This window comes from Vibrio sp. 1580 (genome assembly GCF_033340055.1).
Genome location: NZ_JAWOVT010000018.1, coordinates 20,624 through 40,790, shown reverse-complemented (window position 1 = coordinate 40,790; position 20,167 = coordinate 20,624). Strand labels below are relative to the sequence as shown.

Annotated in this window: 23 protein-coding genes; 17 read left to right on the top strand and 6 right to left on the bottom strand. The window is 44.2% G+C overall.

The genetic code is table 11. The annotated features are described in order from the left end of the window. The first annotated feature begins 3 nt into the window (after positions 1–3). The 10 genes from R7093_RS21360 to rplI all read left to right on the top strand — a co-directional run bounded on the left by R7093_RS21360 (position 4) and on the right by rplI (position 8,491). A complete protein-coding gene (locus tag R7093_RS21360) occupies positions 4–1,740 on the top strand; it encodes a type IV pilus secretin PilQ (protein ID WP_047104147.1) in 1,737 nt (578 codons plus the stop codon). A gap of 187 nt (positions 1,741–1,927) precedes the next feature. Continuing rightward, entirely contained in the window at positions 1,928–2,446 is a 519-nt protein-coding gene (gene aroK, locus R7093_RS21355) for a shikimate kinase AroK (protein ID WP_005381319.1), read from the top strand. A 32-nt stretch (positions 2,447–2,478) separates the two neighbouring features. After that, the gene (gene aroB, locus R7093_RS21350; protein WP_318146804.1) at positions 2,479–3,579 is read left to right on the top strand and encodes a 3-dehydroquinate synthase; all 1,101 of its coding nucleotides are present in this window, start codon (positions 2,479–2,481) and stop codon (positions 3,577–3,579) included. Positions 3,580–3,631: 52 nt separating this feature from the next. Continuing rightward, a complete protein-coding gene (locus tag R7093_RS21345) occupies positions 3,632–5,143 on the top strand; it encodes an SPOR domain-containing protein (RefSeq protein ID WP_047104150.1) in 1,512 nt (503 codons plus the stop codon). Between the two features lie 69 nt (positions 5,144–5,212). After that, positions 5,213–6,052 (top strand): Dam family site-specific DNA-(adenine-N6)-methyltransferase, encoded by an 840-nt coding sequence (locus tag R7093_RS21340; RefSeq protein WP_047104153.1) that lies wholly within the window; start codon positions 5,213–5,215, stop codon positions 6,050–6,052. 92 nt (positions 6,053–6,144) lie between these two features. Further along, entirely contained in the window at positions 6,145–6,816 is a 672-nt protein-coding gene (gene rpe / locus R7093_RS21335; protein ID WP_005381300.1) for a ribulose-phosphate 3-epimerase, read from the top strand. A 244-nt stretch (positions 6,817–7,060) separates the two neighbouring features. Continuing rightward, the gene (gene rpsF, locus R7093_RS21330; protein WP_005381299.1) at positions 7,061–7,450 is read left to right on the top strand and encodes a 30S ribosomal protein S6; all 390 of its coding nucleotides are present in this window, start codon (positions 7,061–7,063) and stop codon (positions 7,448–7,450) included. A gap of 8 nt (positions 7,451–7,458) precedes the next feature. Next, positions 7,459–7,761 carry a primosomal replication protein N gene (gene priB, locus R7093_RS21325; protein ID WP_005381298.1) on the top strand — a complete coding sequence of 101 codons (303 nt, stop codon included), beginning with the start codon at positions 7,459–7,461 and terminating at the stop codon, positions 7,759–7,761. 16 nt (positions 7,762–7,777) lie between these two features. After that, positions 7,778–8,005: a 30S ribosomal protein S18 gene (rpsR, locus tag R7093_RS21320; RefSeq protein ID WP_000090472.1), complete on the top strand. Its 228-nt coding sequence runs from the start codon at positions 7,778–7,780 to the stop codon at positions 8,003–8,005. A 33-nt stretch (positions 8,006–8,038) separates the two neighbouring features. After that, complete coding sequence (rplI, locus tag R7093_RS21315; RefSeq protein ID WP_005382760.1) at positions 8,039–8,491, top strand: 50S ribosomal protein L9; 453 nt, start codon at positions 8,039–8,041, stop codon at positions 8,489–8,491. 77 nt (positions 8,492–8,568) lie between these two features. Here the strand turns inward: rplI and R7093_RS21310 are convergent, their stop codons facing one another. After that, positions 8,569–9,333, bottom strand: coding sequence for a DUF481 domain-containing protein (locus R7093_RS21310; protein ID WP_047104159.1), 765 nt, complete (start codon positions 9,331–9,333; stop codon positions 8,569–8,571). 221 nt (positions 9,334–9,554) lie between these two features. Between R7093_RS21310 and R7093_RS21305 the strand changes: the two genes are divergently transcribed. Beyond that, complete coding sequence (locus tag R7093_RS21305; protein ID WP_005382759.1) at positions 9,555–10,955, top strand: replicative DNA helicase; 1,401 nt, start codon at positions 9,555–9,557, stop codon at positions 10,953–10,955. A 13-nt stretch (positions 10,956–10,968) separates the two neighbouring features. After that, on the top strand, positions 10,969–12,045 hold the full coding sequence (gene alr, locus R7093_RS21300) for an alanine racemase (RefSeq protein WP_005381272.1): 1,077 nt from the start codon (positions 10,969–10,971) through the stop codon (positions 12,043–12,045). A gap of 38 nt (positions 12,046–12,083) precedes the next feature. Here the strand turns inward: alr and R7093_RS21295 are convergent, their stop codons facing one another. Continuing rightward, positions 12,084–12,503: a secondary thiamine-phosphate synthase enzyme YjbQ gene (locus tag R7093_RS21295; RefSeq protein WP_005381271.1), complete on the bottom strand. Its 420-nt coding sequence runs from the start codon at positions 12,501–12,503 to the stop codon at positions 12,084–12,086. A gap of 306 nt (positions 12,504–12,809) precedes the next feature. Between R7093_RS21295 and pgi the strand changes: the two genes are divergently transcribed. Beyond that, entirely contained in the window at positions 12,810–14,462 is a 1,653-nt protein-coding gene (pgi, locus tag R7093_RS21290; protein WP_047104161.1) for a glucose-6-phosphate isomerase, read from the top strand. 98 nt (positions 14,463–14,560) lie between these two features. On the opposite strand, the gene R7093_RS21285 is transcribed toward pgi, so the two are convergent. After that, a complete protein-coding gene (locus R7093_RS21285; protein ID WP_005381269.1) occupies positions 14,561–15,022 on the bottom strand; it encodes a chemotaxis protein CheX in 462 nt (153 codons plus the stop codon). A 9-nt stretch (positions 15,023–15,031) separates the two neighbouring features. Continuing rightward, positions 15,032–15,496, bottom strand: a complete 465-nt coding sequence (gene zur, locus R7093_RS21280) for a zinc uptake transcriptional repressor Zur (RefSeq protein ID WP_005381268.1) — start codon at positions 15,494–15,496, stop codon at positions 15,032–15,034. Between the two features lie 791 nt (positions 15,497–16,287). Here zur and R7093_RS21275 point away from each other — a divergent pair. The 4 genes from R7093_RS21275 (at position 16,288) to R7093_RS21260 (ending at position 19,348) form a co-directional block, all read left to right on the top strand. Further along, a complete protein-coding gene (locus tag R7093_RS21275) occupies positions 16,288–16,587 on the top strand; it encodes a pyocin activator PrtN family protein (protein ID WP_069538965.1) in 300 nt (99 codons plus the stop codon). 148 nt (positions 16,588–16,735) lie between these two features. After that, positions 16,736–17,455, top strand: a complete 720-nt coding sequence (locus R7093_RS21270) for a transglutaminase domain-containing protein (RefSeq protein WP_140344020.1) — start codon at positions 16,736–16,738, stop codon at positions 17,453–17,455. A 190-nt stretch (positions 17,456–17,645) separates the two neighbouring features. Continuing rightward, positions 17,646–17,990 carry a plasmid mobilization protein gene (locus tag R7093_RS21265; RefSeq protein ID WP_318146803.1) on the top strand — a complete coding sequence of 115 codons (345 nt, stop codon included), beginning with the start codon at positions 17,646–17,648 and terminating at the stop codon, positions 17,988–17,990. Beyond that, positions 17,987–19,348, top strand: a complete 1,362-nt coding sequence (locus R7093_RS21260; protein WP_318146802.1) for a relaxase/mobilization nuclease domain-containing protein — start codon at positions 17,987–17,989, stop codon at positions 19,346–19,348. The genes R7093_RS21265 and R7093_RS21260 overlap by 4 nt, the downstream gene beginning before the upstream one ends. Here the strand turns inward: R7093_RS21260 and R7093_RS21255 are convergent. Both R7093_RS21255 and R7093_RS21250 read right to left on the bottom strand, forming a co-directional pair. Continuing rightward, a complete protein-coding gene (locus R7093_RS21255) occupies positions 19,345–19,707 on the bottom strand; it encodes a hypothetical protein (RefSeq protein WP_318146801.1) in 363 nt (120 codons plus the stop codon). The genes R7093_RS21260 and R7093_RS21255 overlap by 4 nt on opposite strands. A gap of 88 nt (positions 19,708–19,795) precedes the next feature. Further along, positions 19,796–20,152, bottom strand: coding sequence for a hypothetical protein (locus R7093_RS21250; RefSeq protein ID WP_021822422.1), 357 nt, complete (start codon positions 20,150–20,152; stop codon positions 19,796–19,798). Between the last annotated feature and the right edge of the window lie 15 nt (positions 20,153–20,167).

Genomic DNA, 20,167 nt, shown 5'->3' with positions numbered 1-20,167 from the left:
GTAATGAAAATGAGACAAGGATTAACACGTACACCAAGGATACTTACTGGGCTCTTCTCCTTATGGTTGTTTGTATTTTTAGCCCCTTTAGCGGCAGCTGAAGAAGTTTCGTCCAATGCCCTAAAAAGTATCGACTTTCGAACTAATAAAGATAAAGACGCCGTGATTGTCGTCGAATTGTTGTCACCGGCCGCGATTGTAGATATCAAGCGTGTACAGGAAGGGTTAAGTATCGATTTGCTTAACACTTCAGTAAAAGACGAGCAATTGTATCTCCTAGACGTGAAAGATTTTTCGACTGTGGTTGAGAGCGTAGAAGTGTTTCGCGACACCTCGACGACGCGCTTGGTTGCGCACATCAATGAAGAATACACGCATGATTACCGTTTAACGGGGCGTTTTTTGGAAATCAAAGTAGCGAAGATCAAACCCAATGAGAAAGCCCCAGATAAAAGCATTTTAGAAAGAGAAGGTAAGCTTATTTCGATTAACTTCCAAGATATTCCTGTGCGAAACGTCTTGCAGCTTATTGCTGATTACAACCAATTCAATTTGGTTGTCTCCGACTCTGTAGAAGGCAACCTCACGCTTCGTCTTGATGGTGTCCCTTGGCAGCAAGTGCTGGATATTATTTTGCAAGTTAAGGGGTTAGATAAGCGTGTTGATGGCAACGTGATTTTAGTTGCTCCGACTGATGAGCTGGACTTGCGTGAGAAGCAGCAGTTAGAAAAACAAAAACTGACGGAAGAAATGGGAGAGCTTTCATCTGAAATCATCAAAGTTAACTTTGCTAAAGCATCAGACATTGCGGAGATGATCAATGGTGAAGGAAATATCAGCATGCTGTCAGAGCGCGGCAGTATGACCATTGATGAGCGAACTAACTCGTTATTGATTAGAGAGTTACCTGAAAACATCGAGGTGATTCGAGAAATTATTGAGTCTTTGGATATTCCAGTTAAACAGGTTCAAATTGAGGCGCGTATTGTGACCATCAATGAAGGTAACATGGACGAGTTAGGGATTCGTTGGGGTTTTACGTCTATTAATGGCAGTAATACAGTGGGCGGTTCTATTGAGAACAACCTCGCCACGATCGGTCTCTATAATGGAGAAGGGGGTGATGACGGTGATGGAGTAGGGATCGATGACTTCCTAAATGTAAACTTAGCTGCAACCAGTCCGAATGCGACCAGCATTGCTTTTCAGGTCGCAAAGTTAGGTTCAGACACCTTGTTGGATCTTGAGCTTTCTGCTCTGCAACAAGAGTCTAAAGCTGAGATTATCTCGAGCCCACGTTTGATCACTACCAATAAGAAACCAGCCTATATCGAACAAGGTACAGAGATACCTTACCTAGAGTCATCATCAAGTGGTGCAACGACGGTGACGTTCAAAAAGGCGGTATTAAGTTTGAAGGTAACCCCGCAAATCACACCGGATAACCGCTTAGTATTGGATTTAAGTGTCACGCAAGATAGACCAGGACAAGTCGTGAAGACAGGCACTGGTGAAGCTGTTGCGATTGATACTCAACGTATCGGGACGCAAGTGTTAGTGAATAACGGTGAAACGGTCGTTCTTGGTGGTATTTTTCAGCACAGCATTACTAACTCGGTGGACAAAGTGCCTTTGTTGGGCGATCTTCCGCTATTAGGTGCGCTTTTTCGTCGAAGTTATGAAAATGTTGGTAAAAGTGAGCTGTTAATTTTCGTCACGCCTAAGGTGGTGATTCAGTAGTTCTGTCTCGGGAAAAACTGATTAAATCAAAAATAAAGTTGCAATAGTGGCACCATGCTTGGATAATTTCGGGTCTTATCACGAATTATCTGTGAGGAACTGGTGCCACAAGCCTTGTAGAACAGCAGTTTAGCTGTGTTTTCTTGTGGCGATCTTATTGAATCAATGTTGTAAATTACTGCTAAACATGGCTGAGAAACGTAATATTTTCCTTGTTGGCCCAATGGGCGCCGGCAAAAGTACAATTGGTAGACATCTAGCACAGCAACTGCATATGGAGTTTGTTGACTCCGATACAGTGATCGAAGAACGCACTGGTGCAGACATCTCTTGGGTTTTTGATGTAGAAGGTGAAGAAGGCTTCCGCAAGCGTGAAGAAGCGGTACTTGAAGACCTAACACAAGAGCAAGGCATCGTGCTTGCGACTGGCGGTGGCTCTGTTAAGAGCAAAGAAAACCGCAATCGTCTTTCGGCACGTGGTGTTGTTGTTTACTTAGAAACGACGATTGAAAAGCAACTTGCGCGTACAAACCGCGACAAGAAGCGTCCTTTACTTCAAACGGATAACCCTCGCGAAGTATTGGAGCAATTAGCTGAAGAACGTAATCCTTTATATGAAGAAGTAGCGGATTACACTGTTCGCACTGACGATCAAAGTGCAAAAGTGGTAGCCAACCAGATCGTAAAAATGCTAGAAGAGAGATAAGTCTTTATCTTTTTTTTAATTGGAGCAAACCGATGGAACGGATTACGGTCAACCTAGCTGAGCGTAGCTACCCAATCTCTATTGGCGCCGGGTTATTTGAGGACCCGGCGTACCTCTCTCAAGTTCTCTCAAACAAAAATGCAAAACAAAAAGTTGTTGTGATCAGTAATGTCACAGTGTCGCCTTTGTATGCAGACAAAATTTTAAAGCAACTCGAGCAGCTCGGTTGTAGTGCATCCTTGTTAGAATTGCCTGACGGTGAACAGTACAAAAACTTGGATGTATTTAATCAAGTAATGAACTTCTTACTGGAAGGGAGTTATGCTCGTGATGTTGTGATCATCGCGTTAGGTGGTGGTGTTATTGGCGACCTTGTGGGTTTTGCGTCTGCCTGTTACCAGCGTGGGGTCGACTTTATTCAAATACCGACCACATTACTATCCCAAGTGGACTCTTCGGTTGGTGGAAAAACCGCGGTTAACCATCCGTTGGGTAAGAACATGATAGGTGCGTTTTACCAACCTAAAGCCGTGATCATTGATACCAACTGCCTGTCGACGTTGCCTGAACGTGAGTTCGCTGCGGGTATCGCCGAAGTCATTAAGTACGGCATTATTTACGATGCAGATTTTTTTGTATGGTTAGAAGACAATCTTGAGCGCTTGTATGCGTTGGATGAAGAAGCACTAACTTATGCGATCGCACGTTGCTGTGAAATAAAAGCGGAAGTGGTGGCTCAGGATGAGAAAGAGTCGGGCATCCGTGCTTTGCTTAACTTAGGTCACACCTTTGGTCATGCGATTGAAGCGGAACTTGGTTATGGCAATTGGCTGCATGGTGAAGCGGTATCTTCCGGCACTGTTATGGCGGCCAAAACGTCGCATCTACGCGGTCTGATCTCGGAAGAGCAATTTGAGCGTATTGTTGCGATTTTGCGTCGTGCAAAACTGCCTGTGCATACTCCAGACAGTATGAATTTCGATGACTTCATCAAGCACATGATGCGAGATAAGAAAGTCCTCTCTGGTCAATTACGATTGGTTTTGCCTACAGGCATTGGCACTGCCGAGGTAATTGCTGATACGACGCAAGACGTACTCAAACAGGCGATAGACTTCGGTCGCGATATTTAACCTTGTAATGGCGCCTTTGGGCGTCATTCTTGTAGTGTATTAAGGTTATTAGATGAGTGTTGCTCACGTACTGGAATTAGATTCTCAAATCGAGTTGCTTGATAGATTAGGTCTACTGACTAACTTTGGTTCCAATCTCATTGCGATTAATGGTCATGATGGGTACGGGAAATCTTGGCTAGCGCAGCGATACCTTGAAGTGGGTGCCAGTAACAAGAATCAATGTTTGTTACTTTGTCATTCTAATCAAGACGATGTGCAGCATCGCGTCCTTATTTTGAGTCAACTGGTTTCAGACGCATTGTTTAATCAGCAAGAGCCTTTACTTGATAGCCTTGAAAGGCTTTTAGGTGATGAGCCGTGTGACATTGCAATTGTTGTAGATGATGCGCATTTATTGAGTGAGACACTTATCTCTGAGCTTTGGATGCTGGTCTTAGAGGCGCACCATAAGCCAAATTGGACCATCAATATCCTACTGTTTACACAGTCTGGACGTTTAGAAGGTTTGCTAGCACGTCTCAGTTATGGACAAGAGATAAAGCCTGTTGAGCTTGATATTGATATGTTGTCCGAAGTGGAAGCTCGTCGTTTCTTTGAGTCACTTGTTGCGCGCTACGTCGATGATGAGTCTGAGAAACGGGTTCGAGATGCATTTAAAAAAGTCGACCCAGTACCGGGTGACATCATGGCGTTAGGAGAGATGAAAGTGGAAAAAAGGATCATTATCCGCTCGATTGTCGGTTCACCCCTGAATATTGCGTTGGTGGTATTAGTATTACTGTTGCTTGCTGCTGGTGGCTATTGGTGGATGCTTAGTCAACCAAGTCCTGATGATAAAGCGCAGCAAATTGCTGGCAGTTTAGAGCAAACGGCTATTCCAACTTTTGAAGAGTCAGGAATCAGTGCAGCGCAGTCTTCACTGCAACCTGTAACCGATGGCTCTAGCAGTCTTGATAAGTCTGGTGCGGTTGATGATTCTGATTCATTACCGCCAGCAGTGACAGAAGAAGTAGCGAGCGTAGGCAGTGATGACAATCAACAAAGAGTGGTGATTGAGTCGAATGTGGTCGATGCATTGCTTGAAGGTAAAGCTGATTCAGCAGACACAAAAGCGATTGATGATGTCGTAGGTACTGAGAAGACAGAAACCGCCGATGAAACTAGCTCCCCTTTGATTAAAGTCGTAAAACCGAATCAAGATATGACGCAAGCACCTGCTCAGTCAGAAGAGGGTGAGGCAAACCAACCTGTTGTGAAATTTTCATTTGCTCGTGAAGAACTAAAAGCGCTATCGCCAAGAGCGTATACTTTACAACTCGCGGCTATGACCTCAATGGAAGATGTACAATCCTTTCTCAATGAGCATCAACTGAATAATCAAGTGCGAATTTATCCTACTGTTCGTAATGACACCGAGTGGTATATCATCACATATCAAGATTATCCGACAATTCAAATGGCTCGTGATGCCGTCGCAAGCTTGCCAGATTCGGTTAAGTCGGTGAGTCCTTGGGCAAAATCACTCCGTCAGGTTCACCGTGAAATTGAACGAGTGAAATAAACCTGAGCTTCCCTGAAAAATATGTTACATTCCGCAGCCTTAATTTTTGGTCGATAGATAGAGCAGTAGATGAAAAAGCAACGAGCCTTTCTTAAATGGGCAGGAGGAAAATACGGACTGGTTGAAGACATCCAACGTCATTTGCCGCCGGCTCGAAAGCTAGTTGAACCTTTTGTTGGTGCGGGCTCAGTGTTTCTGAATACCGATTATGACCATTATCTACTTGCAGATATCAATCCAGATTTGATCAATCTGTACAACCTGCTGAAAGAACGCCCTGAAGAGTATATCTCTGAAGCGAAGCGTTGGTTTGTCGCTGATAACAACCGCAAAGAAGCCTACCTACACATTCGCGCTGAGTTTAATAAAACCGATGACGTGATGTACCGCTCTTTAGCGTTTTTGTACATGAACCGCTTTGGTTTTAATGGCCTATGCCGTTACAACAAAAAAGGTGGCTTCAATGTACCGTTTGGCTCTTACAAAAAGCCGTATTTCCCTGAGGCGGAATTGGAGTTTTTTGCAGAAAAAGCCAAAAAAGCTACGTTCGTTTGTGAAGGTTATCCTGAAACATTTCGTCGTGCGCGCAAAGGGAGCGTCGTGTATTGCGATCCACCTTATGCGCCGCTTTCAAATACGGCAAATTTCACCTCATACGCAGGTAATGGTTTCACGTTGGACGACCAAGCTGCATTAGCCGACATTGCTGAAAGAACAGCGACTGAACGTGGCATTCCTGTGTTGATTTCTAACCACGACACTACCTTGACACGTCGGTTGTATCACGGTGCGGATCTTAATGTGGTAAAAGTAAAGCGTACCATTAGCCGTAATGGTAACGGTCGTAATAAAGTTGATGAGCTACTTGCGCTTTTTCATGCCCCAGACATGGATAAATCAAACTCTTAATTCTCACACTATTATATCTAAATAGTGGATCTCCCCACTGGCTTCGGTAGAATTGCGCGCAGATTGTTTGCTCATTACTACTGAGGTCAGGTATGAAAGATTTTCTTATTGCTCCATCCATTTTATCGGCAGATTTTGCTCGTCTCGGTGAAGATGTAGAAAAAGTACTCGCAGCGGGTGCGGATGTGGTGCATTTCGACGTTATGGATAACCACTATGTACCAAACCTGACTTTTGGTGCGCCTGTGTGTAAAGCACTACGCGATTATGGCATCACGGCGCCAATCGATGTTCACCTAATGGTGAAACCCGTTGACCGTATTATTCCTGATTTCGCAAAAGCGGGTGCGTCGATGATTACGTTCCATGTAGAAGCTTCTGATCATGTAGACCGTACACTGCAGTTAATTAAAGAGCACGGCTGTCAGGCTGGTGTGGTACTAAACCCAGCAACGCCACTTGCAAGTCTTGAATTTATTATGGATAAAGTCGACATGATTCTACTGATGTCGGTAAACCCTGGTTTTGGTGGTCAATCATTCATTCCTCATACACTAGATAAACTGCGTGCCGTTCGTAAGATGATTGACGAGTCTGGCCGTGATATCCGCTTAGAAATCGATGGCGGTGTGAAGGTTGACAACATTCGTGAAATTGCAGAAGCGGGCGCAGACATGTTTGTTGCAGGCTCGGCGATTTTCGGTGAGCCAGATTACAAACAAGTGATCGATCAAATGCGCGCTGAACTGGCTGAAGTTAAATAAGCACCGATAAGCCAGCGCAATAACACGCTGATTTTAAAGGCTGCCAGCTTGTTGGCAGCCTTTGTGTTTTCTAGTATTAGAAGAAATTAAATATCCACTGCGCTGAGCAAATAATCACTTGCCTATTTTACGCCCTTTCTGTACTATTCGTGCTCCTTAAACTCAGTCAATTATCTTTAGTTCCTTGCTTCCTCTGGACGACTGAGCCATTTGTGGAAGCTGAATAATCCGTAAGGAGCAACCAATGCGTCATTACGAAATCGTATTCATGGTGCACCCAGATCAAAGCGAGCAAGTTGCTGGCATGATCGAGCGTTACACTGGTTCAATCACTGAAGCTGGCGGTAAAATCCACCGTCTAGAAGACTGGGGCCGTCGTCAACTGGCTTACCCAATCAACAAGCTTCACAAAGCTCACTACGTTCTTATGAACGTTGAAGCTGACCAAGCTGTAATTGATGAGCTAGAAACTGCTTTCCGTTTCAACGATGCAGTTCTACGTAACATGATCATGCGTACTAAAGCAGCGATCACTGAGCAATCTATCATGCTTAAGCAAAAAGAAGAGCGTGCTCCACGTCGTGAAGAGCGTTCTGAAGCTAAGCCTGAAGCTAAGTCAGAAGCTGCTGAGTAAGTTTTCTTATGGCCAATCGAATGGAGCTGAGCGGCACCATTGCCAAACCGCCCATTCGTAGTAAAAGCCCTGGTGGCATTGAACACTGTCGGTTTTGGCTGGAGCATCGCTCTACTATTATCGAAGCTGACTTACCTCGACAAGTTTATTGTCGTATGCCGGTAGTCGTCAGCGGGCTTGGGTCACAAGCACTAACTCAGAATTTAGTTCAAGGCAGTAACATTAAGGTAAGTGGTTTTGTCACTTATCAAACCGGCCGAAATGGCGTGGGAAAATTAGTGTTACACGCCGACAACATTACTCAAATTTAAGATCAGGAGATAGCCCATGGCTCGTTTCTTCCGTCGTCGTAAATTCTGCCGTTTCACTGCAGAAGGCGTACAAGAGATTGATTACAAAGACGTAGCAACTCTTAAAAACTACATCACTGAAGCTGGTAAAATCGTACCTAGCCGTATCACTGGTACAAGCGCTAAGTACCAGCGTCAACTAGCACGTGCTATCAAGCGTTCACGCTACCTAGCTCTACTACCGTACACTGACAAGCATCAGTAATCGGTTCATTTTATTAAGAAAGAGGATTAAGCAATGCAAGTTATTCTACTTGATAAAATTGGTAACCTAGGTGGTCTTGGCGATACTGCAAACGTTAAATCTGGCTACGCTCGTAACTTCCTTATCCCACAAGGTAAAGCAGTTATGGCAACTAAAGCTAACGTTGAAATGTTTGAAGCTCGTCGTGCTGAACTAGAAGCTAAAGTTGCTGAGCAACTAGCTGCTGCAGAAGCTCGCGCAGAGAAAGTTAACGCTCTAGAAGCTGTAGTTATCGCTTCTAAAGCTGGTGACGAAGGCAAACTATTCGGTTCTATCGGTACTCGTGACATCGCTGACGCTATCACAGCTGCAGGCGTTGAAGTTGCTAAGAGCGAAGTTCGCCTTCCTGAAGGTGCTCTACGTAACACTGGTGAGTTCGAGATCAGCGTTCAACTTCACTCTGAAGTTTTCGCAACTGTGAACCTACAAGTTGTTGCTGCTGAGTAATTCAGTATCAAGACGAAATACTAAAAAGCACCTCCTCGGAGGTGCTTTTTTTATTTCTAAAACTGAGAGAAAAAGGGTTAAAAAGCGAAAAGTAAATTAACGGAAAATACGCTGTCTGCTTTGCTTAAGCCTTCAGGCACTTTATCGTGATACTGACGAGAGTGCGCCAGTTTCAGTGCGATATCTTCAGTAATATCATTGGTTGCACTGAGTTCACTATCAGTACGTGTGTTACTTCTACCTGTTACCAACGTAATATCAGCTGCGAAACTTAAATTATCCAACGCATGCCAAGTTGTGTTGATATTTCCTCGAAAAATGCCTTCTCTAACGATATCGGGAAAGACAATATCGTCATCATCTATTTCGTCTAAGTTTGGCTCTTGATAGCGAAAACCAGGGCCTACCTCTACCTCTAAAATGAAGTTCTCAGTGTAGGAGAACTGGTAACCCAAACCACCTGACAACGTATAGTCTTTAAAATAAGCACTGTAGCGAGAATCCACCCCTTTAAAGCTGCCATACAAATACGTCTTAGGGCCTAACTTGTAGTCACTCTGTAGGGAGTAGGTGGATGAGCGTTTGTCTTCTTCACCGTCTTTGTACAAGTTGTAGTACTTCCATTCACCATTAGAACGGTGTCGACCTGACGTATATTCAGCACTCAAACGAGCATTCAGGGAACGAGAGTCCGTGTTACCTGTGTGAGCTTGATAGCCGAACTCCACCTCGGTTTTTAGTGGGTCGGGTACATCAATATTTTGCTCTGGCTGTACTGATTCGTCAGCATACGATGCACTAGCGCACAGTAGGCTAAAGCTAAGTAACCAGTATCGGGACACATCAACCTCGAACGTAATCAAAAAGGAGGGGCATGATACTGATACAGATATTTGGTTGGGTCAATGGTAGGTTAATTTTTATTAGAGCTAGGCGGAAGAACCAGGCTATTACCCGGGTGGTTCACATGATGATTTCTTAACAAGTAATTGTCGCTTCGGGGAAGCATCTCAGTTAGGTTAAGGTTATAATCGTGGGTCAATAGTAGTTATCGAGCAAAGTCATGGCGGAAAACAGAAATCGCAAACCTTCAGACAGTCAGGTCGACGCAATCAAAGTGCCACCTCACTCACTAGAAGCCGAGCAATCAGTAATTGGTGGTCTTTTACTGGATAATGAACGTTGGGACACCGTTGCCGAACGTGTTGTGAGCAGTGATTTCTATAGTCGTCCACACCGCCTGATTTTTGAAGGTGTAAAAACCATTCTTGAAGCGGGTAAACCTCTCGATCTTATTACTTTATCGGAATATCTAGAGCGTCACGAGTTGTTAGAAGATGTAGGCGGTTTTGCTTACCTCGCTGACTTGGCGAAGAATACGCCAAGTGCAGCTAACATCAATGCGTATGCTGATATTGTCGCTGAGCGTGCGATTGTTCGTGGCCTTATTGGTGTCGCGAATGAAATTGCGGACGCGGGCTATGACCCTCAAGGTCGCAGTTCTGAAGATTTAATAGACATGGCGGAGAGTAAAGTTTTTGCTATCGCCGAGTCTCGAACTAGTGAAAACGAAGGACCACAAAACGTCGACAACATCCTCGAAAAGACGTTAGAACGTATCGAGTTGTTGTATAAAACGCCACAAGATGGTGTTACCGGGGTCGATACCGGTTTCACCGATCTCAATAAGAAAACCGCAGGTTTGCAAGGCTCTGATTTGGTGATTGTCGCAGCGCGTCCATCGATGGGTAAAACGACCTTTGCGATGAACTTGTGTGAAAATGCGGCCATGCAACAAGAAAAGCCCGTACTTATTTTCTCGTTAGAGATGCCAGCTGAACAGTTGATGATGCGTATGTTGGCCTCTTTGTCTCGTGTAGACCAAACCAAGATCCGTACGGGTCAGCTAGATGACGAAGATTGGGCGCGTATTTCTTCTACTATGGGTATCCTGATGCAGAAGAAAAATATGTACATTGATGATAGCTCTGGTCTAACTCCGACCGAAGTGCGTTCGCGCGCTCGCCGTATCGCTCGTGAACATGGCGGTCTATCGATGATCATGGTCGACTACCTTCAGTTGATGCGCGTGCCTTCGTTAACCGATAACCGTACTCTTGAGATTGCTGAGATCTCTCGCTCTCTTAAGGCGCTGGCAAAAGAGCTAAATGTGCCTGTTGTGGCACTGTCGCAGCTAAACCGTTCCCTAGAGCAACGTGCGGATAAACGACCAGTAAACTCGGACTTGCGTGAATCCGGTTCCATCGAGCAGGATGCCGACTTGATCATGTTCATCTACCGTGATGAGGTTTATCACCCAGATAGTCCGTACAAAGGTACGGCCGAAATCATTATTGGTAAACAGCGTAACGGTCCTATCGGCTCTGTTCGCCTCACTTTCCAAGGTCAACATTCGCGTTTCGACAACTACGCGGGTCCTGCATTCGATATTGATGATGAGTAATTCCATGAGCTATATGAAAGCGGCCAAGGCGTGCATTGATTTGTCTGCGTTGCAGCACAACTTACAGCGCGTAAAAGCTCAAGCGCCACAAAGTAAAGTGATGGCTGTCGTCAAGGCCAATGGTTATGGTCACGGATTACGTCATGTCGCAAAACATGCTAACCATGCGGATGCGTTTGGCGTGGCTCGCATTGAAGAAGCATTGCAACTGCGCGCTTGTGGAGTAGTAAAGCCGATTCTATTGCTAGAAGGTTTTTACTCTCCTGGTGATTTACCTGTTCTTGTGACGAACAACATCCAAACCGTGGTGCACTGTGAAGAGCAGCTTATCGCCTTGGAGCAAGCAGACCTTGAAACTCCGGTTGTCGTGTGGCTGAAGATTGACAGTGGCATGCACCGCCTTGGGGTTCGTCCTGAACAATATGACGACTTTGTAACGCGGCTGAAGGAGTGTCCAAATGTAGCAAAACCGTTGCGTTACATGAGCCACTTTGGCTGTGCAGATGAGCTGGATAGCGATATTACCCCACAACAGATTGAGCTGTTTAAATCGTTGACTTCTGGTTGCCAAGGGGAACGTTCACTGGCGGCATCTGCGGGGTTATTGGCATGGCCTCAAAGCCATTTAGATTGGGTTCGTCCGGGTATTATCATGTATGGTGTGTCGCCATTCGATGACAAAACGGCGCAAGATCTTGGGTATCAGCCTGTCATGACACTTAAATCCCACCTTATTGCGGTACGTGAAGTGAAGAAGGGCGAAAGTGTTGGCTACGGTGGTATTTGGACCAGTGAGCGAGATACAAAAGTGGGTGTCATCGCTGTAGGGTATGGCGACGGTTACCCAAGAAGTGCTCCAAACGGTACGCCGGTGTGGGTTAATGGCCGTAAAGTACCTATTGCAGGTCGAGTTTCCATGGATATGCTGACGGTCGATTTGGGACCAGACGCAACGGATAAAGTCAGCGACGAAGCGATTCTTTGGGGGAAAGAGCTCCCAGTAGAAGAAGTGGCGGGTCACATTGGTACGATTGCGTATGAACTCGTGACTAAGCTAACGCCTCGCGTCGAGATGGAATACTCAAAATAAACAATGAAAGGCTAACCCAAGGTTAGCCTTTGTTTTATCTACTCACCGTTAATCGTAGCAATAACGCGGCGGCCGCCACCAAAGTCTCGATGCTCACCCAAGTAAATACCTTGCCATGTTCCTAAAGCTAATCGACCATTTTGGATTGGTACCGTCACACTACTGCCAAGCAGTGATGCTTTAATATGTGCAGGCATGTCGTCGTCACCTTCATAGGTGTGCTGATAATAAGGAGCACGCTCTGGCACAAACTTATTGAAGTGCGCTTCCATGTCCATACGCACGGTTGGATCAGCATTCTCATTTAAGGTCAAACTGGCGGAGGTGTGCTGAATAAATAAGTGTAATAAACCTACTGAAAGTTCATTTATTTGTGGTAATTGTTGTTCAATTTCATCAGTTATCAGGTGAAAACCGCGGCTTCTCGCTTTTAATTGCAGTGTTTTTTGTGCCCACATACGTGTTCCTTTGGAAATTTATAAATTGGCGTCTATCCTATTCCAATTAGAGCCTGTCATTAGTAAATGATATGATTCTTGTCATCGTAAATGAATTGTTCAATTTCAGGGCAGGGAACGTGACCTAACTCAATGTGAGTGTAAAAGCTCTCGGTCATAATTGGCGCCTGAAAAAAAATTACAAAGACTTGTTTTGTGGCAATTTGCCCAAACATCTAATTTATATTCTATTTGCTAAATCGGGGATTCCACAGTTTTCGCTAGACTGTAAGGAATGGAACCTACTGTAACATCGGGATAAAGACCATGTTGAAAAATATCAATCCAACGCAAACACAAGCTTGGAAAGCGCTAACGGCGCATTTCGAATCTGCACAAGATATGGATCTTAAAGAGCTGTTTGTTCAAGACGCAGCGCGTTTCGACAAATACTCTGCACGTTTCGGCTCAGACATCCTAGTCGATTACTCAAAGAACCTCATCAATGAGGAAACTCTGAAGCACCTGTTTGCTCTTGCGAAAGAGACCGAGCTGAAATCTGCAATTGAAGCGATGTTCAGTGGTGAAGCGATCAACCAAACAGAAGGTCGCGCTGTTCTTCACACTGCACTACGTAACCGTGCTAATACTCCAGTTATGGTAGATGGCGAAGACGTAATGCCAGCAGTGAACGCGGTTCTAGAAAAAATGAAATCATTCACTGAGCGCGTTATCGGCGGTGAATGGAAAGGTTACACAGGCAAAGCAATTACCGATATTGTGAACATCGGTATCGGCGGTTCTGACCTTGGCCCTTACATGGTGACGGAAGCTCTAGCGCCATACAAAAATCATCTAAACCTTCACTTCGTATCTAACGTTGATGGTACACACATCGTTGAAACGTTGAAGAAAGTTAACCCAGAAACGACGTTATTCTTGATCGCGTCTAAGACGTTTACAACACAAGAAACCATGACTAACGCGCACACTGCTCGTGATTGGTTCCTAGAATCGGCGGGTGATCAGGCTCATGTGGCTAAGCACTTTGCTGCGCTTTCAACAAACGCGACAGCCGTGTCTGAATTTGGTATCGATACAGCGAACATGTTTGAATTCTGGGACTGGGTTGGTGGCCGTTACTCACTATGGTCTGCGATCGGTCTATCAATTGCACTAGCAGTAGGTTTCGACAACTTTGTTGAGTTGCTTGATGGTGCTCACGAGATGGACAAGCACTTCGTATCAACAGATCTAGAAAGCAATATTCCAGTGATTCTTGCTTTGATTGGTATTTGGTACAACAACTTCCACGGTGCGGAGTCAGAAGCTATCCTACCTTACGATCAATACATGCACCGTTTTGCAGCATATTTCCAGCAAGGCAACATGGAATCAAACGGTAAATACGTTGACCGTGACGGCAATGCTGTAACTTACCAAACTGGCCCAATCATTTGGGGTGAACCAGGTACCAACGGTCAGCACGCGTTCTACCAGCTAATTCACCAAGGTACTAAGCTTATCCCATGTGACTTCATTGCACCTGCAATTAGCCACAACCCAGCTAGCGATCATCACCAAAAACTGATGTCTAACTTCTTCGCGCAAACTGAAGCTCTAGCGTTTGGTAAAAATGAAGAAACCGTGAAAGAAGAGTTGGTGAAAGTAGGTAAGAATGCTGAAGAAGTGGCAGCGATTGCGCCATTCAAAGTGTTTGAAGGTAACCGTCCAACAAACTCTATTCTAGTGAAGCAAATCACGCCTCGTACGCTAGGTAACTTGATCGCAATGTACGAACACAAAATTTTCGTACAAGGTGTTATCTGGAATATCTTCAGCTTTGACCAGTGGGGCGTGGAGCTAGGTAAACAACTGGCTAACCAAATCCTACCTGAGCTTGCAGACGAGTCTCAAATCAGCTCGCATGACAGCTCAACAAACGGTCTAATCAACGCATTTAAAGCGTTCAAAGCTTAATGTTTGAATAGATAAAGAAAAGGTCAGCAAATGCTGACCTTTTTATTGCCTGAGGCAAAAACAAAATAGGTTGGCCAGTGCCAACCTATTTTTCTCTTTTATTCGAAGCAAATTTCGATAAAGGCATTTCCCCATTGGGAAGAGAAAGGCATGATAATAATTGAGCCTTCACACTTGTGGCGAATCGTATGACCTCGGCCCGAAACCACAACCGGTGTTGCCATATCAAAGTCAAAACCACTTTCCGCCAGAATGCGTTTCGCACCACCAGTAACCATGTTGGTGATCTCACCCACCATATCGGTCACTTCTTCATTGAGCCCATTTGGACGTTCACCAAGCATGTTCTGCATGATTTCTAGGGCGAGTGCTTCATCAAAGGTGATCGACATTGAACCACGAGTTTGTGGGCCTACCATACCAATCAGACCAGAAACGTCACCTCGTGCGATCTCATCTTTTTTGATTCGCGGTTTTTGTGGCTTCAGCTCAAGAGAAGCCATAGTTTTTAGCACGTTCATTAAAGAAGCTAAAAACGGGTTTACAAATTCAGCGCGCATAACGTTCTTCTATACTTTTTCTTTCGTCTCGGAGGAACAGGCCTGGCATTCACCATGAGTTTCAATAACTTGGTTGGTCAGTTTGAATCCATGCTTCTCGGCGTTTTCGGCTAACAAGGATATCAGCGTCTCATCTTCGAGTTCAACGACATCACCACATTTATCGCAAATTAGTAATTGGAAAAAGTGCTGCTGAGTATTGAAAGAACAACAAGTAATAAAGCTATTTGTCGATTCCACTCGGTGGATGAAGCCTTGTTCTAGGAGAAAATCTAATGCTCGATAAACAGTGGGCGGCTTAGCCTGAGGCTCACTCTCTTTTAGTTGCTCCAATAGCTCATACGCACTTGAGGCGCGGCGATTAGAACAAATGAGTTCAAATACGCGTCGGCGTTGCGGAGTCAGTCGTACTCCACGCTCTGCGCAGATACTTTCAATTTGTTCAATGATTGTTGGGTTCAAACCTTTCACCATAACTATCGGACGTGCTCTATGATAAATCATTTCTATACGAAGTTCGTTTAGAAATGCTTCATTTTACCCACTATCAGAACGAAAATCATGAATTAAAGCAAGTCGGTGGTGGTGTGAAGGCGGAATAATCATCACAGAATGAATCAACGAATGACAGATTCGTATTACTTCTGCGTATTCCTAAGCATTTGGCTAGCCAGCCAACCAAATCATTCTCGCTGAAACTAGCACCCAGAGGTGCTTGGGTATACAATACCCGACTTATTTTTTGAGCGTACTGCTGCGCTCGACCTTGGCAACATAAAAACGGGTGTTTATATCATGACTCATTCTTGCAGGCTCTCCGTAGCACCAATGTTAGATTGGACGGATAATAGTATCTAACCGTTTAAAATCAGTAACTTGAGTTTGTGTGTGAAAAAGAAGGGGAAAATAGGGGTAGAAAGTTATCGCCTTGCATTCGTCTTTGCCTTCATATCTCCATTGTATTCCCCATCAATAAATTTGCAATTATCAGCGCTCTGTTTTTGAGCCTCAACGTCTAAAATCGTAACGTCACCTTCGTTTTGGAAAGCATTGCTTTTGAATAATTAGCCATAACAAGAAGAATGGAGACTTTAGTCACATTTGTTGAGTGTTTTGAAAAAAAAATTTATCCTCGAAAATTCACATTGTTCTTATTAAACAGCTTCTTAATCGTTGTGTGCTAGTGTTTTGCCATACTTCTATTCCTTTCTAATGCTTGTAACATTATGACTTAAGTATTCGTTAGCCGTTAATAGAAGAGAGCAATGACATCACGTTCTGAACCGACCACAAGATCGCTTTTAGCTCAACAGTTCAATCATCAGCCCTTTATCCCCGTTGTTGACGTTGCCGGATCATTGTTCGGTATGGCAGCAACCACCATCAAACGAAAAGCTGCTCAGCAAGACTTACCGTTTCCTGTTGTCCGTTTGGGTAACTCACAAAAGTCGCCTTGGTTTGTCAGTTTTGATGATTTGGCGAAGTTTATTGAACGTCAACGTCGAGAAAACGAAAGGGTGTGGAATCGAAATAATGGCTCGAAAAGAGTGTCATTTCGAAACTAATTCATACCCAGACAATCCCGCAATTTAGTTTGTTCATCTAAAAACTAAACGTTATGAACGTAAAGATCATTAAAGGAAAAATTATGGCTAACCATCTCTCTTTTTCAGTTCAGGATCTGCTTAATGCAGCAGTTAAGGGCAAGAAGTAATGGCACAAACCAAAAAGAAAAAGCAAGCTGCGGCAGCTAAACGCAGAACCAAACAAGCTGAACAACTAGCTGCTAGGTCGAAAAAGGCTCAAGCAGTTAAGGCAGAAATAGAACGCATTGTTGCAGTTGTTTACGAGGTTTACTCAGAGGTTAAAGCTCAATACGATACCGCAATGAATACCACTTTTAACGGTAATATTCCTGCAATGAAAGGCGGTATTTGTATTCCTCTTGCTACTCTTGGTCAAGCCGCCTTAAAAAAGCGTGGAATAGATACCAAATTAGTGGGCGGCAAGGCCGCATTTGGATTTAACACGGGGTCGTATGGTGCGCTTGATTTCGGTTTTACACATAACTTGTTTATGCCGTATGCCCATGAAGGCATTGAATCATTCAACGGTCATGCTTGGCTTGAGGTCGATGGCATGGATGCAGTAATTGATTTTGCTATGCCTGAGCTTCCTACGCTTGTTGCAATCAGTAATGCTGAAATGGGAATAACTGGACACGAGGATATTGAGTTGGATGTAACTAAATTAGTGATCAAGCGTTCTGAAATGGTGACAGCGCAAGTAAGGCATAAACCCATGCTTGGCTACTACTACACCAAACCAGTGGCAAGTATCACTGAGCGGGTACATCAGTTAGCCGATCTTGGCTCCAGATTCTTGTGGGATTTGCAAACAGTGCAAAACTCCTACTCTAGAAATGCAGCCTAAACTAACAATAAACGCTTTACCTATTTGCCACTCTTTTAAAAAATTTGTATTTTTTAAAAGAGTGGATTCTCTAGCCAGCATAGATTTGTCAGTACGTCCCTTCTGTCCAAATCACTGGCAAAGGGGTATGTTCCGCCCCCTTTAATCCCCTCCCTAAAGCTGCTACGCAGCATAAAAAAACCAAAACGCGATGATTCGTAATAATAAAACCACAAGAACCGAATGCATTCAGCTTCGTGTCACTCAAGAAGAGAAACAGCAAATCGTTGCCAATGCGCACGGCAATATGTCCGAGTGGCTTCGCGCTGTAGCTCTCAATCCCGACTCCTGCCATCACAAAGCTCGCTACAAAGAGCTAAAACAAGATCCGGCACTGGTACGTCAGGTCGCACGAATTGGCAACAACGTTAACCAAATCGCTCGTTATATAAATACTGTAAAAAAAGTAGGCACTTTGGTTGATGTAGTGGCGGTACAAGCCCAGCTTGTTCAGATCAATTCGCTATTAAGTAACTTGATCAAACCGACATCATGATCGTGAAATTTTTCAAAGGCGAACACTCAGCAGCGGTGAACGGCCTTACGTATTTGGAGGGCGGCACCAAGCGCCGCAAAGTAAAACCTGTATTGCTCTCAGGAAATCCCGATATCACAAGAGAATGGCTTAAACAGGCTAGCCGCTTCTCAAAAGCCTTCACGTATGGCTGTTTGAGCTTTGAAGAAGTCGATATCCCTGCTCACCAAAAGCAGCAATTGATGGCTTCATTTGAACAAACATTGCTGACGGGACTAACATCAGAGCAATACGATATTGTCTGGATTGAGCATCGTGACAAAGGGCGATTAGAACTAAACTTCCACATCGTTAACATGGAGCTGACCACAGGAAAGGCATTAACGCCTTATGTACATAGGCGGGATATGGCGCGTATTGATGCGTGGAAAAGCATCGCTAACTACACCTTTGGCTTTACCGATCCCAATGACCCAGCTAAGGCTAGAACCTTTACATGGGGGGATAACCCGAGGCCAAGGCGTGAGCTGATGGCACAAATAGATGATTATCTATTTGATCTTGCAGTAGGTGGAACCTTAAACAACCAACAAGATGTCATTGATGCACTGAATGACATCGAGGGCATCGCCGTAACACGTAATACTAAATCATCCATCTCTTTTACCGCAGACGGATACCAAAAACCGATACGCCTCAAAGGCGAACTCTATGGCAAATCTTACTCAGGCATTGAAAACAGCGCAGCAAAACAAGCAGAAAGAACTGCGAGCTTTGCACGCCAGCGTCACGAACGAATTAAAGAGAACAAACAGAAACTTCAACAGCGAAATCGGCACCTCGCTCGCCAACGTCGAAAAATCTATCAACCACTATATGGTAAAGCAACGTCGTCAGAACTGGCTATTTCCCATGATATTGATCCTAATCGTGCTACTGTCAGGGATGTCATTAGGGCGATACCTGACACTAGAATACGAAATCAATCCATTTCAGCCTTGCCATCAAATAGTCAGGTCGCAAGACAACCCTACTCAGTTGTACTGCCAGATAACAAAGCCATTGAAGAAAATAATAAAAAATCAATAAACCCGAATGTTAACGACCATACTAATCAACCTAAAAGCCCTGCAAAATGGGTACGTGAAATCCTCTCAAACCTTGGAGCAGCAATTAAAATCCTTGCAGGATGCATTGACCGAAGAGCAACAGAAGCGCGACAGCTTGGAGACGTCTATCGAGCAACTCAACAGTACTGTGATCAGCTTAATAGATTGCTTAAAGACAACGGAAGAGGGGATAAATTAAAAGAGCATCCATTACGCTTATCTAAGCACATTCCTTCAACTGTTAAAGCTAGGGGGGCACCAAATCGCTAGCAATTAAGCGTATTTAGATAGCGTTCAAATGAACGGCGTTGCTCTGATGAGAAAATCACCCCCGTGCTTAATAGCTTTTCAATGTCTTTGGTTGATGGCTGCAAGCTAGCCAAAGCTTTATCGGTGCGCCACTCAACCAGCCAAACAGTGAAAAACAGGGCAGAAATACAGAACGCAGCCACACCTGAAAGCAAGCCTGTGATCACTCTTGACCACCAAAACTCATTCAAAAAAGGAAATAACGAATACGACAACGCTGCGGAAAACGCACTGATAAACATGATCATGTACCCCTGTCCTTTCAATCGCTCAGTTTGTACTAATACTGAAAGCAGCTCTGTGGATACTACATCGCGCATCTTATCTTCTCATCAATGTGATGCGTTGCACTAACGTTAGAGTCAAAACGTCATGCAACGTATAGGGTTAAAATAAGTTAATTAATTTCTATCGTCGGAAGTTAGGTAAACCAGCTAGTAACTTATCCGATATTACCTTTATGACACGCCGTTTGAGATTCTTTTTGTACTCGATACAAGCGTCAAGGTTGTCTACAGTGATATTCGTGTCATCGAAGTCATCAACCAATTTGAATGCATTAAGAGTCGTTTCTATAGCCTCTTTGAGAACCAAGAACTTCTTTGCCTTGGTGGTGACATCAGTTGATGTAATGAAACCTTTTTTAATGCAATGTTCAATCACCAAGTCTTGAACTGTCGATTGGTTGTAATCATCTTTTGCAATATCATCATCGAGAATTTCTTGTACAGTCTTACCTGTTGTCGGTGGAATAATATTATTCATATATGTTTCTTATCA